Annotated in this window: 9 protein-coding genes; 3 read left to right on the top strand and 6 right to left on the bottom strand. The window is 66.6% G+C overall.

Going from position 1 to position 13,159, the window contains the following annotated elements:
* Positions 1-79: 79 nt before the first annotated feature.
* The 6 genes from ACSQ23_RS22530 to ACSQ23_RS22555 all read right to left on the bottom strand — a co-directional run bounded on the left by ACSQ23_RS22530 (position 80) and on the right by ACSQ23_RS22555 (position 5,313).
* The gene (locus tag ACSQ23_RS22530; protein WP_436091974.1) at positions 80-523 is read right to left on the bottom strand and encodes a MaoC/PaaZ C-terminal domain-containing protein; all 444 of its coding nucleotides are present in this window, start codon (positions 521-523) and stop codon (positions 80-82) included.
* Positions 523-1,617 carry an extracellular solute-binding protein gene (locus ACSQ23_RS22535; protein WP_436092157.1) on the bottom strand — a complete coding sequence of 365 codons (1,095 nt, stop codon included), beginning with the start codon at positions 1,615-1,617 and terminating at the stop codon, positions 523-525. Before ACSQ23_RS22535 ends, ACSQ23_RS22530 begins: the two co-directional genes overlap by 1 nt.
* Before the next feature lie 14 nt (positions 1,618-1,631).
* Complete coding sequence (locus ACSQ23_RS22540; RefSeq protein WP_436091975.1) at positions 1,632-2,783, bottom strand: CaiB/BaiF CoA transferase family protein; 1,152 nt, start codon at positions 2,781-2,783, stop codon at positions 1,632-1,634.
* Complete coding sequence (locus ACSQ23_RS22545; protein ID WP_436091976.1) at positions 2,780-3,355, bottom strand: MaoC family dehydratase; 576 nt, start codon at positions 3,353-3,355, stop codon at positions 2,780-2,782. The genes ACSQ23_RS22540 and ACSQ23_RS22545 overlap by 4 nt, the downstream gene beginning before the upstream one ends.
* Positions 3,352-4,416, bottom strand: coding sequence for a Gfo/Idh/MocA family protein (locus ACSQ23_RS22550; RefSeq protein ID WP_436091977.1), 1,065 nt, complete (start codon positions 4,414-4,416; stop codon positions 3,352-3,354). Before ACSQ23_RS22550 ends, ACSQ23_RS22545 begins: the two co-directional genes overlap by 4 nt.
* 72 nt (positions 4,417-4,488) lie before the next feature.
* Entirely contained in the window at positions 4,489-5,313 is an 825-nt protein-coding gene (locus tag ACSQ23_RS22555; protein ID WP_436091978.1) for an amidohydrolase family protein, read from the bottom strand.
* A 324-nt stretch (positions 5,314-5,637) separates the two neighbouring features.
* On the opposite strand from ACSQ23_RS22555, the gene ACSQ23_RS22560 reads away from it, so the two are divergent.
* From ACSQ23_RS22560 to ACSQ23_RS22570, 3 genes are all read left to right on the top strand, one after another.
* Positions 5,638-7,509, top strand: coding sequence for an autotransporter assembly complex protein TamA (locus tag ACSQ23_RS22560; protein ID WP_436091979.1), 1,872 nt, complete (start codon positions 5,638-5,640; stop codon positions 7,507-7,509).
* Positions 7,506-11,819, top strand: a complete 4,314-nt coding sequence (locus ACSQ23_RS22565) for a translocation/assembly module TamB domain-containing protein (protein ID WP_436091980.1) — start codon at positions 7,506-7,508, stop codon at positions 11,817-11,819. Before ACSQ23_RS22560 ends, ACSQ23_RS22565 begins: the two co-directional genes overlap by 4 nt.
* Before the next feature lie 374 nt (positions 11,820-12,193).
* Positions 12,194-13,141: a substrate-binding domain-containing protein gene (locus ACSQ23_RS22570; protein ID WP_436091981.1), complete on the top strand. Its 948-nt coding sequence runs from the start codon at positions 12,194-12,196 to the stop codon at positions 13,139-13,141.
* Positions 13,142-13,159 lie beyond the last annotated feature (18 nt).

Raw genomic sequence — 13,159 nt, forward strand, 5'->3', positions numbered from 1 at the left:
GCAAGCGAAGCTTGGGAGCGAGAGCGACCTAGCGTAGCTCGGAGGGGGGCGCGGAGGCACGGTGTTTGTCGGGACGGTGCTACCCCCGCCGCTGCGCCAGGTAGATATGATCGCACGCCAGCACGGTCTCACCACGCTGGTTGAGCACCCGCACCTGCTCGGTCACCCGTCCGTATTGCGGGCGCTTCGGATCGTCATCGAGCCCGGCGATGGTCAGCTCGGTGTGGATGGTATCGCCGATGAATACCGGCTTGGGGAAGCGCAGGCGTTCGTAGCCGTAGGTGAAGGCGAGCGGGTTGATCTCCGTCGCCGTCAGCCCGATGCCGATGGCGAAGGTCATGGTGCCGTGGGCGATGCGCTGGCCGAATTCCGAGCCTTTCATGAACTCGGCGTCCATGTGGTGCGGGAAGAAATCGCCGGTATGGCCGGCGTGGACGACGAAGTCGGTCTCGGTGACGGTGCGGCCGCTGGTCTTGCGCACCTCGCCGACGACATAGTCCTCGAAGTGGCGGGGCCGCTCCATCAGAAACTCTCCCGAAACAGCCGATCGAGATCGGCGAGGATGGTCGCGGGCGCCTCACCCGCCAGCAGGCCGGCATTGAGCCGCTGCGATGCGGCGTCCTGGAACGCCATGTAGCCATTGTGGCGCGGGCGGACATAGGCGCCCTCGAGGGTTTTGCGGGTGCCGCGATAGAAGTTGCCGGCGGCGGCGTTCATCGCATCGTCTTCCCAGGCCGTGGCATGGCCGGGCTGGCCGCCGGAGCCGGCATAGAGGGTGCGCTGCACCTCCGCAGAGGCGACCCAGTAGGCGTAGTCGATGGCGGCTGCCTTGTTCTCGGAGAAGGCGGAGACGGCGATGCCGGTGCCGCCGAGGGCCGACCCTTTGGCGCCGGGCAGCGGGATATCGGCAAAGGTCAGCTGCTGCGGGCGGAAACCCGGCACGGCGTAGCTGACATAGCCGTAGCCGAGCGGCATCAGCGCCACCTGCGCATCCGGACGCGCCATCGCCTCGGAGGCGGCGATGGGGTCCATGGAGAAGTCGGCGGGGTCGAGGTGTTGCGCAACTTCGGCCAGCATCTCGATGGCGCGGATGCCGGTAGCCGTGTCGACCAGCGGGCCGTTCTCGACTGCGCAGGGATGGCCAAGATTGGCGGTCAGGGTGAAGAAGCTCATCATCGAGTGCGGCGGCAGCAGCGGGAAGACGACGCGTCCGGCCTTGGCCAGCGCCACGACATCGTCCCAGTGCTGCGGCGCATCGATAAGGTCGGCGCGATAGGCCATGACCTGCGTTGCGGCATCGATCGGGAACGCCCATTGGTGCCCGGCATACTCGTAGCTCGGGTAGGACGCGCCGACCGAGCCTTCGGCCAGCGCCTGCCGCTCGGCCTCGCGGCCGGGCACATCGAGCGGGGCGAGGCAACCTTCCTCGACGACCTGGCCGACATGCGGGTGATCGATGACGATCATATCGTACTGGCGCGCCAGTTCCTCGACCGGGAACGACTCGAAATCCTGGAGGCTCCGCTTGTCCCATTCGATGGTGACGCCGGTTTTCTCGGCCCAGGCTTTGGCGGTCGCCACCATCGGGTCATAGCCACGCGGATGGCTCCAGGTCATGCCCTTCAGGATAGTCACAGGCCGAACTCCTCGCGGATATTGTCGCTCTGCTCGCCGATCAGCGGCGCGGCGCGATGCGTCTGGGTGCGCTGGCCGTCGATGCGGAGCGGCGAGCGGGTGGTGAGAATGGAGACGCCATCGTCGCGCGTGACGGTCTGCAGCATGTCGAGCGCCTTGAACCCTTCGCTCTCCAGGAGCTCGGGCCATTCGAGCACCTTGGCGCACCAGATATCGGCGGGCTCCAGCACGGCGAGCCATTCGGTGGTGGTGTGGGTCGCCAGCCGTTCGGCGATGATGCGTTTGATCTCGTCGCGGGCGCTGAACCAGCTTTTGGGATCGGCCGCGAAGGCGTCGAGCGCCGGCAGTTCGAGCAAGTCGCGGATTTTGCCGAGCGGGGTCATGGCGAGGGCCAGCCAGCCATCGGCGGTCGGGTAGACGCCGTAAGGGGCGGAGAGATAGGCATGGGCCGAGCGGAAGCCGGAGCGCTTCGGGGTGCGGCGGCCATCGTTGAGGTGAGTGGTCAGCACCTCGAACTGGAAATCGACCAGCGCTTCGAGGAGGCTGGTTTCGACATGCGCGCCCGTGCCGGTGCGCCCCTTCTTCACCAGCGAGGCGAGGATGCCCTGCGCCACCGCGGCGCCGGCCAGCATGTCGGCGATGGCGAGGCCGAAGGGCACAGGGCCCTGGTCATGATCGCCATTGAGCCACATGACGCCGGAGCGGGCCTGCGCCAGCAAGTCCTGGCCGGGACGCTGCACCCACGGTCCCTCGTCGCCATAACCTGTTATGGAGGCATAGACGATACCGGGGTTGAGCGCCTTGACGCTGTCATAATCAAGGCCGAGGCGCTCGATGACGCCGGGCCGGAAGTTCTGCAGCATCACGTCTGCCTGGCCGAGCAGCTTTCGGAGCGCGGCGATATCACCGGGGTTCTTCAGGTCGAGCGCCAGGCTCTCCTTACTGCGGTTGATGGCGTGGAAGATCGTGCTATCGCCGCCGATTTCGGTGTCGCTGAGATAGAGCCGGCGGCTCAGGTCGCCGCCATCCGGGCGTTCGATCTTGATGACGCGCGCCCCGAGATCCTGCAGGCGCAGCGAGGCATAGGGGCCGGAAAGGAACTGGCAGAGATCGACGACGAGCACGCCGTCGAGAGGGAGGCTGGTCATTTCTCAGCGGTCTTTTCTGTTTGGCCGCTGTCGCGAGCCTGCCCTTCGAAGTCGGCTGCGTTGCGGTATTTCACGGTCTGCAGATGCTCGCAGTAGAGCACCAGTTCGCCTTCGCCCTTGAACACTTCATAGCTGGCGCGGATCAGGCCGAGCTCCTTGTATTTCGGGCGTTTTTCCATGTTGGTGCGGATCGTGTAGATGGTGTCGCCGATGAAGGTCGGCTTGATGAACCTGAGCTTGTCATAGCCATAGCTGAAGGCGTTGATGCAGTTGGTGGCGACGAGCCCGAGCCCGGCCGAAAAGACGAAGGCGCCGGCGACGAGGCGGCGGCCGAACTGGCCCTCGGTCGTGGCGAAGATCTCGTCGGCCACATAGGGGTGCATGTCGGTGACCAGCGCGTTGAACTGCATGCTCTCGCCCTCCGAGATGGTGCGGCGGAGCGAGCGGATTTTGTGGCCGACCTCAAAGTCCTCGTAGAACCAGTTCTCGGCGTTCCACACCGGTAGCCGGGCGTGCTCGGCGGGCATGGTGGTCGGGTTGGTCGAGTGAACACCGACGGTCGGCGTGCTCATGGCGCGGATCTCACTGGGGTGGCGGGCTTCGCGGCGGACTCGAAGGCGGCTTCGGCCAGCGCCATGGTGTGCCAGGCGTCTTCGACACCGGTGACGAGACGGTCGTCCTCGCCGGCGGCGTAGCGCTGCAGATTGCTCATCGTGCCGATGAAGGCGTGCGGGAACCATTTTCCGGCGAGTGGCACCTGGGTCCAGTCATCATCCCGCTGGGTGATCCACAGTTCGTCCGGTTCGCCCTCGGGATAGTTGAGCAGCAGGCCGAGCTTCACCATGGCGGCGCCTTCAGTGCCCTCGATGCGAAAGCTCGCATCCTGGAAGCGACGGCCGAAATCGTGGTTGTGGTTGATCGAGAAGGTAACGCGCTGGTCGGGCGCGAAATCGAACAGCGCCGAAGTGCGAGTCTGGGCCAGTGTCGTCGACGGGTGGCCGAGCGTCCGGGCATGGACGCCGGTGGGGTTACCGAGCAGGGCGCGGAGCGTGTCGAGGTAGTGGATCGAGTGCACCGCGATCTCGACCCGGGGCATACCGTTGAGAAACGGGAACAGCTGCCAGGGGGTGACGAGGTTGAGGTGCACCTCGACATCGATCAGCCGGCCGAGCCAGCCACGCTGCAGCGCGTCGGCGACGGCCAGCAGCATCGGCGAGAAGCGGAGCTGGAAGTTGACCGCGGCCTTCAGCGACTTGGCCCGGCAGAGGTTCAGGATGGCGGTAGCTTCGGCGAGGTCGCGGCCCATCGGCTTCTGCAACAGCACGGCGGCGCCATCGGGCAGTTTTGGCAGCACGTCGAGATGGGCAGCGGGGGGCAGGGCGAGGTCATAGACCCCATCGGGCGTGGCGATCGCCTCATCGAGCGAGGCGAAGGCGCGGGTGCCCCATGCCTCGGCGACAGATCTGGCGCGGTCGGCATCGAGGTCGAACACCCCAGCGACCGGCAGGTTGGCGAGCCGGTAGGCCGGCAGGTGCGCGTCGGTGACGATGCCGCCGGCGCCGATGATGACGATCGGTCTGGGGTTGCCCGGCAGGGGCCAGTTTTGCCTGAGGGCTCCGACGTCGATGCTCACCTGCTCCTCGCTCGGACCATTCTTATGTGAATGGGTATTTCACATGTGGGCTGTCGGGGCAACGCTGATATATCAGAGGCGGTAGATTCTCTCGGCATTGCGATGGAAGAGTTTCGCCTGCTCGTCCGGGCTGGCGCCGGCGACGATCTCCTTGGTCGCAGCCACCCAGCGGCCGAGGTCGGCGGTGAGGGTCAGCACCGGATAGTCGGAGCCCCAGACGACACGATCCCAGCCGAAACTTTCGATGATGTGCTCGACGAAGGGGCGGAGCATGGCGGTGGTCCAGTTGGGACCGGCATACGCGACGATACCGGAAATCTTGGCCGCCGCGTTGGGCAGCGCCGCCAGCGCCTTGATCTCGCGCCGCCACGGGTCGAGCGCTTTTGCGGCGACGTCGGGGACGCCGCAGTGGTCGAGCACGAACTGCACCCCGGGGCAGCTCTCGACCAGTTCGCGGCCGACCGACAGCTGTTTGGACAGGACGCAGAGGTCGAAGGGCAGGTGCTTGTCGGCAAGGCGCCGGAGGTTGGCGCGGAACAGCTGGCCTTGGCTCAGCTCATCGGGCGAGGTGTGGAGGATGCGGCGAAAACCTTTGACGCCTTTGAGCGCGGCGAGGCGGTCGAGATAGCCAGGGAAATCCGGGCTCTCGGGGCGGCACGCGGCGATGGCGCCGACGACCAGCGGATTTACCTCGAGGGCGTAGCGGGTCTCGGGCTCCATATCGGCCTCGGCCACATCCACTTCCATGTGTAACGCCGCCTCGATGCCGAGCTTTTGTGCTTCAGCTGCAAAGGCTTCGGCCGGCCAGGCGCGGTTCAATGCGCCGGCGCCGTCAAGCCAGGGGTAGGTGAAGCGATCCATATGCACCAGGTGCAGGTGGGTATCGACGATGCGCATGCTTGACCTCCCATTTACTCTTCTCGAACGATAATGAGATGCTGCAGAAGCGGCTATTACGCGTTCGTCGACAGCCAGTTAGGCGCGTGTCGTGATCGTGGATGCCGCATTATCGCCTCATAGTCGCCGCCGTTTGGCGGTTGCTTGGCGTGCGACATTTTGATGGAAGCAACCATCGGATGGGAAGTGTCCCATCGGGCAACGGCGGGTCGGCCGGAGCTCACCACAGCAGCCGCCCGGGCCACGGGCGGGGGTGAGTTTCCGGGCAGCCGAGGGCAGGGGTAGTCGGGACTGTTACAGCGGCGGGTAAGAATCGGTCTGGCCATGCTGGCCCTGGCGCCATTGCTGGTGCCGGGAGCGTCGGCCTTTGAGTTCTTCGGCATCAAGCTGTTCGAGGATCAGAGCGAGATCGATGCTGATGCGGTGATCGGCGATCCGCAGACCTATACGGCGACGCTCGAAACCACAGCGACCGGCGACGTGGCCAACGCCATCCGCGGCGCCTCGGCGCTGATTGCCGATCAGGCGACGCCGGCTTCCGGTGCAGCAGGGCTGTTGGCAAGGGCACGTAGCGATTATCGGCGCATTCTCGCGGCGCTCTATAACCAGGGCTATTACGGCGGGGCGATCAGCATCCTGGTCGGTGGCAGGGAGGCGGCAAACCTGCCGATTGATACCGACCTGCCCGATCCGGTGGCGGTGGTGCTGAAGGTCGATGCCGGCCCGCTGTTCCGCTTCGGCAACGTCAAGATCAGCAACCGGGCACCCATCGCCAGCGAGGCCGGCGACGAGGTCGAGCAGCCGGAAATCGCGGGGTTCGGCGCGGGTCTCGTGGCGAGGGCCACGGTGGTCGGGCGGGTCGAGCAACTGGCGGTCGATGCCTGGCGGCAGCAGGGTTATGCCGAGGCGGCGGTGGTCGACCGGCAGGTGGTCGCCGACCACGCCAGCGACACCGTCGATGTCACCATCACCGTGGCGCCGGGACGGCATGCGACGGTCGGGCCTGTGGGGGTCACCGGGACGACTCGCATGGATCCTGATTTCGTCGCGCAGCAGACCGGGTTGATCGCCGGCGCGGATTATGACCCCGACGATATCGCGCGGGCCGAAAAGCGGCTGGCGCGGCTCGACGTGTTTCGCGCCATGCGGATCGAGGCGGCAGGCGCCATCGGCAATGACGGAGTGCTGCCGTTCAACGTCATCGTCGAAGAGCAGGCGGAGCGGCGCTTCGGCGTCGGCGCCACCTACTCGACCATCGACGGGCTGGGCATCGAGGGCTTCCACCTGTGGCGCAACCTGTTCGGGCGGGCCGAGCGGCTCAGGCTCGACGCCAAGGTCGCGGGCATCAACTGGCCGATTGCCACCGAGGAGTTCGACTACGCTTTTGGCGGCACTTTCACCAAGCCGGGCTTCCTCAACCCCGACAACGATCTCGTCGCTGCAGTGTCGGCCGAGCGCAGCGTTTTGCCGGCCTATACCGAGACTTCGGCTTCGGCGCGGGTGGGGCTGACGCAGTATCTGTTCGACCAGCTGACGCTGGACGGCTCGGCCTTCTACGAGCGCTCGCTGTTCGAGGACGATTTCGGCACCCGCAACTTCTCGCTCGCCGGGCTCACCGGTGGGCTGATCTGGGATGCGCGCGACAACCCCCAGGATGCGACAGAAGGGTTCTACGTCAATGTGACGGCGGAGCCGTTCTACGAGTTCTACTACGGCAACCCGGCGTTCCGGACGACCGCCGAAGTGCGCGGTTACCTCAGCGTCATGGGCGACAAGCAACTGGTGCTGGCCGGTCGCGCCAAGGTCGGCGCGCTGGTCGGGCCGGCGATTGATGAAATCCCGCCCGATCGGCTGTTCTTTGCCGGCGGTGGCGGGTCGGTGCGCGGTTATGGTTTCAAGAGCATCGGCGTCGATGGACCTGGCGATACGGTCACCGGCGGCAAGTACCTGATCGAGGGCTCGCTCGAGGCGCGCTACAAGGTCACCAACGATATCGGCATCGTCGCCTTCGTCGATGGCGGCTATGTCGCGGCCGAGGAGTTCCCGGGCCTCGACCAGTTGCGCCTCGGTGTCGGCGCGGGCGTTCGCTACTATACCGGGCTCGGGCCGCTGCGGCTCGATGTGGCGGTGCCGCTCAACAAGCGGCCCGGCGATCCGGATTATGCGCTCTATGTCGGCATAGGACAGGCGTTTTGAAACGGGTTCTCGCCACCGGCATGATGCTCGGCTTCGGCCTTCTGGCCGCGATGCCGCTGGTCGCGCAGGACCAGGGCCAGATGAGCGCCGAGCAGCAGAGGGACTGGTTCGTCGGCTTCGTCGAAGGGCAGTTGTCGACGCCGGAGCGGCAGATTCGCATCTCCAATATCGATGGCGCACTGTCGTCGACCGCCTCGATCCGCGAGGTCACTATCTCCGATAAGGAGGGGGTGTGGCTGCGGGTCAACAATGCGGCGATCGACTGGGACCAGGGGGCGCTGTTCACCGGCCGCCTGCTTGTCAGGTCGCTGACCGCCGACAGCATCGAGTACCTGCGCAACGCCATCCCGAGCGGCGACCCGAACCTGCCGGCGCCGGAAGCGGCACCGCTGGCGATCCCGGATTTCCCGGTGGCGATCCAGCTCGACAAGCTGAGCATCCCCAAGGTGACGTTCGGCGAGAACGTCTTCGGGCTGGGCTCGGAGATTTCGGTCGACGGCAACTTCCGGCTGGAAGGCGGCTCGCTCGATACCGCGCTCAATATCGTGCGGCTCGACGGGCCGGGCGGCAAGCTCGATGTTGCCGTCGCCTACAAGCGGGCCGATAACAGCATCGATGTCGGGGTGACGCTGACCGAACCGCCGAACGGTATTCTCGCCAACCTGCTCAATATCGAGGGCAAGCCCGAGATGGCGCTGGCGGTCAACGGTTCCGGGCCGGTCGCCGACCTCCGGACGACCATGACGCTCGATGCCGGCGGCAAGCGGGCGCTCGAGGGCCTGGCGACGATCGTCCAGAAGCCCGAAGGTATGGCGGTGGATGCCGATCTCGGCGGGGCGATCGGCATGCTGGTGGCGCCGGCTTATCAGCCGTTCTTCGGGGCCCAAACCTCGCTCAAGGCCTCGGCGCTGCTCCGCTCGGCCGGTGGCGTCGAGATCTCCGGGTTGAAGCTCAGCGGCGGGCAACTTGGGCTCGAGGCATCCGGCACGACTACGGCGGATGGCTTCCTCAGCCGGCTGAACCTCGCCGCGACCATCGCCGATCCTGCCGGCAACCGCGTCATCCTGCCGGCGCCGGGCGCGGCGACCAGCATCGACAGCGCCACGCTCAACGTGGATTTCAGCGGCGCGGGCAGCGACGACTGGTCGGCCGACCTCGTCGCCAACGGCTTCGCCAACGGCGGACTCAGAGCGAGCGAGATAACGCTGCGCGGCAACGGCATTGCCAGCAATCTCGAAGATCCGGCCGGTCGCCGGCTGACCTTCAATGCCGACGGCATGGTCTCGGGGATTGTCTCCGCCGATGCCGATGTGCAGGCGGCTCTGGGCGACAGTGCCGGGCTCGGGCTCGCCGGGTTGTGGAATGCCGGCGAGCCGCTGCAACTGGCGCAGTTCCGGCTGGTCGGCAAGGCGCTGAGCCTCGGCGCCGCCGGCACCATCGACGACAATGTGTTCGACGGCCAGGTGGCGATCGAGACCAGCTCGATCGCGCCGTTTTCGGGCGTCGCCGGGCGCGACCTCGATGGCGCAATGCACCTTACCGCCACCGGCACGGTGAGCCCGCTGATCGGCGGCTTCAACCTGAAGCTCGACGGCACCGCGGATAATCTCGCGCTCTCCGAGCCGGCGCTCGACCAGGTGCTTGAAGGCACGGTCAAGCTCAGCGGCCGCGTGGCGCGCACCGCCGAGGGGCTCGAGGCGGAAGCGTTCCGCATCGCCAATGACAATGTGCAGATTGCCGCCGACGGCACCTTCGCCACCGGCGCCGCGGATTTCAGCTTCAGTGCCGCGCTTGCCGACCTGGCGCTGGTTTCCGACCAGGCGAAGGGCGCGCTGACGCTCACCGGCACGGCACGGGGCAAGGGCGCCATCGCGCTCGATGTCGCGGCGAAAGTGCCGAGCGGCGCACTGGCCGGTAAATCGCTGTCGGACGCAGCCTTCGGCTTTACCGGGCAGCTCGCCGAGGACGGTACGCTGACCGGACAACTGAAGGGCGATGCGTTCCTCGAGCGGTTCCGCGTCGCGCTGGGTGGCGATGTCGCGGTGGACGCCAAGACCAAGCGGCTGACCGGTCTGCGCTTCGAGGCTGGCCCGACGCTGATCAGCGGCGATGTGGTGCAGGATGCCGATGGGTTGTTGACCGGGGAGCTGACGCTCGCCTCGCCCAATGTCACGACGGCCGCGGCATTGCTGCTGGTCGATGCCACCGGCAGTGCCGATGCCTCGATCACGCTGACGCCGGCTGGCGGCAAGCAGAGTGCGGAGATTATCGGCTCGATCGCCAAGCTCGCGACCTCCGATATCGAGATCGGCGCCGCCGAAATCCGCGCTTCGGTGTCGGATCTGTTCGGGGTGCCGGCCATTGATGGCACGGTGAACGGCCGCGCCATCGCCGCCGGTGGCATCAGCATCGACACGCTTGAGGCGCAGGCCTCGCGCAGCGGTGAGGCCACGGCGTTCGACCTCACGGCGGCGCTGGCCAACCGCACCAATGTGGCGCTGGCTGGCAGCCTCGCGCCGCTCGAGGCCGGCTATCGGCTGGCGCTCGACCGGGCCGAGCTGACCCAGGGACAGTTGCGAGCCCGCCTGGCGCAACCGACGGCGCTGGCCATTGCCGGTGACACTGTCCGCCTCGACGCGGTGCAACTCGATGTCGGCGGTGGGCGCATCTCGGCCACCGGCAGCGCCGGCGCCAAGCTCGATATCGCGCTCGAGGTGCAGGCCCTGCCGCTGTCGATCGCCAATGCCATCGCGCCCGACCTCGGCCTTGCCGGTACGCTGAACGGCAGCGGCCGGATCACCGGCTCGGCCTCCGATCCGGCTGCCAGTTTCAGCATTTCCGGCTCGGGCGTCTCCGCTGCGGCGATCAGCGAGTTCGGCATTACGCCGATGCAGTTTTCCGGGCGCGGCAGTTTCGCCAAGCAGACGCTGGTGCTGGAGAGCGCTTCCGCACAGGGCGCGGGTGGCCTGCAACTGACGGCCAGCGGCCGGGTGCCGCTGAACGGGCGCGGTCTCGCGGTCGAGGTGCAGGGCTCGGCGCCGCTGGCGCTCGGCAACCGTTTTGTCGCCGACCGCGGCGGCCAGCTCAGCGGCACCGCCAACCTCAATGCGCGGGTGACCGGCAGCCTCGGCTCGCCGCAATTCGCCGGCACGGTTTCGACCAGCGGCTCGGGTTACATCGATCCGGCGCTGAACCTGAGGCTGGTCGATATCACCGGCCGCGCCAGCCTCGCCGGCAACCGCATCAATATCGACAGCCTGACCGCCGGGCTCGCTACCGGCGGGTCGCTGTCGGTCGGCGGTTCGGTCGGGCTCGGCGCCGGCAACCCGGCCGATATCGCAGTGCGGCTCAACTCGGCGCGCTATGCCGATGGCAACATGTTCGTCGCCACCGTCTCGGGCGACCTGGCGCTGAAAGGCCGGCTTGACGCCAGCCCGATGCTGTCAGGCAATGTGATGATCGAGAAGGCCGATATCACCATCCCGGATTCGCTCGGCGCAGCCGGGACGATCATCGACGCCAAACATCTTAATGCGCCGAAGCCGGTGCTGGTGACGCTGAAGCGCGCTGCCGTGACGGCGTCGGGCGCACCGCTGCCGCAGCGGCGGCCCTCGGTGGTGCAGCTCGACGTCAATGTCAGCGCCCCTAACCAGATCTTTATCCGCGGCCGCGGATTGGACGCCGAAGTCGGTGGCTCGGTGCGGCTCACCGGTTCGGTCAACGACATCCGCCCGGTCGGCGGCTTCCAGCTCAATCGCGGGCGGCTCGCCATCCTCGGTCAGCGTGTCACCTTCGAGGAAGGTTCAGTGACGCTGGTCGGCGATCTCGACCCGTTCCTCGATTTCACCGCGCGCACCGAAGGCGATGGCATCACGGTATTCGTCAATGTCACCGGCCGCGTTTCGGAGCTCGATATCGGCTTCAGCTCCAACCCGGTGTTGCCGGAAGACGAGGTGCTGTCGCGGCTGTTGTTCAAGCGCTCGATGGGCGAACTGACCCCGATCCAGTTGGCCAAGCTCGCCGGCGCTGCCGCGGAGCTGGCCGGCGGCGGTGGTGGCTCCTTGGTCGACTCGCTCCGCGCCAAGGCCGGGCTCGACGATCTCGACGTGGTCACCAACGAGGACGGCAGCCTCGCGGTGCAGGCGGGCGCATACCTCCAGGACAATATTTATCTCGGTGTCCAGGCCGGGGCGGACGGTAATTCGCGAGTGACGGTGAACCTCGACATCACCAAAGACGTCCGGGCCAAGGTTTCGACCGGCACGGACGGCGACTCCAGCTTCGGCGTGTTTTATGAGAGCGATTACTAGGGCTTGCATCGTGTCTGCGGCCCCACCCCCTCCCGTCCTCCCCCATCAAGGGGGAGGTGTCGGGCTGGTGGGTTGGCTAGATTCTGCTCCAAGCACTGAACGGCACCTCCCCCCTTGTGGGGGAGGATGGGAGGGGGGAGAGCCACACGCACCGGCGCACTGTGCCCCCCACCCTTGTTCCTCCCCGCAAGGGGGTGGTTGGATACAATCCTCGCGGCCAACTCGCCTGAGGTACGTGCCCAAGCATTTCCACCAAAGTCGAAGCAAACACTAACATGTCAGCGCTTGCGCAAACGTTTGCGAGCAAGTAGCTTCCTTGGGCCCGTGGATGAGGTCAAACAACCCGCGTCGGGCGCTCAGAGGAGGATAGATTCATGGATAGACGCAGTTTCCTGTTGTCTTCGGTGGCGCTCGGCGCGCTCGCCGTTGCTGCTCCCAGTGCCTTCGCGCAGGACAAGCTGACCATCCTGGGCTCGGTGCCCAGTCTCGGCTTCCCGTTCTTCGTGCACATGCTGAACCAGATCAAAGTTGAGGCCGAAGCACAGGGCGTCAACATCATCGAGAGCGACGGCCAGAACTCGGCGCCCAAGCAGACGGCCGATATCGAGGCGGCGATCGTCCAGAAGGTCAACGCCATCGTCATCTCGCCGCTCGACGTCAATGCGCTGGCGCCGGCGATCGAGCAGGCGGTGCAGGCCGGCGTGCCGGTGGTGACCATCGATCGTCGCGTCGATGGGGTCGAGGGCATCCTCGCCCATGTCGGCGCCGACAACGTCAAGGGTGGCGAGGCTGAAGCGCAGGCGCTGGTCGATGCCTTCCCCAATGGCGCGAAGATCTTCCACCTGCAGGGCCAGCCCGGCGCCGGCCCGGCGATCGATCGCAACAAGGGCGTGCACAACGTCATCGACCCGATCAAGGACAAGTACCAGATCATCTTCGAGCAGACCGCCAACTTCGCCCGCGCCGAAGCGCTGTCGGTCACCGAGGCGGGCCTTGCTGCCAACGGCAAGCCCGATGCGATCATCTGCGCCAATGACGACATGGCGCTTGGCGCCATCGAAGCCTGCGCGGCCCGTGGCTTCACCGACGTGAAGATCTACGGCTTCGACGCGCTGCCCGAAGCGCTGGTCGCAGTGCGTGACGGCACGCTCGCCGGCACCGTCGAGCAGTTCCCGGGCGAGCAATCGCGCACCGCGGTGCGGATCGCGGTGGCCTATGCCAAGGACAAGACCGAGCCGGCCGAGAAGCTGGTGCTGCTGACCCCGGTGGTCATCGGCAAGGACAATCTCGACAAGGCCGAGCGCATCGGCGAAGCCGGGTAAACTTCCTCCCGCCAACTG

It is taken from the genome of Devosia sp. LjRoot16, from assembly GCF_964252795.1.
GTDB lineage: Bacteria > Pseudomonadota > Alphaproteobacteria > Rhizobiales > Devosiaceae > Devosia_A.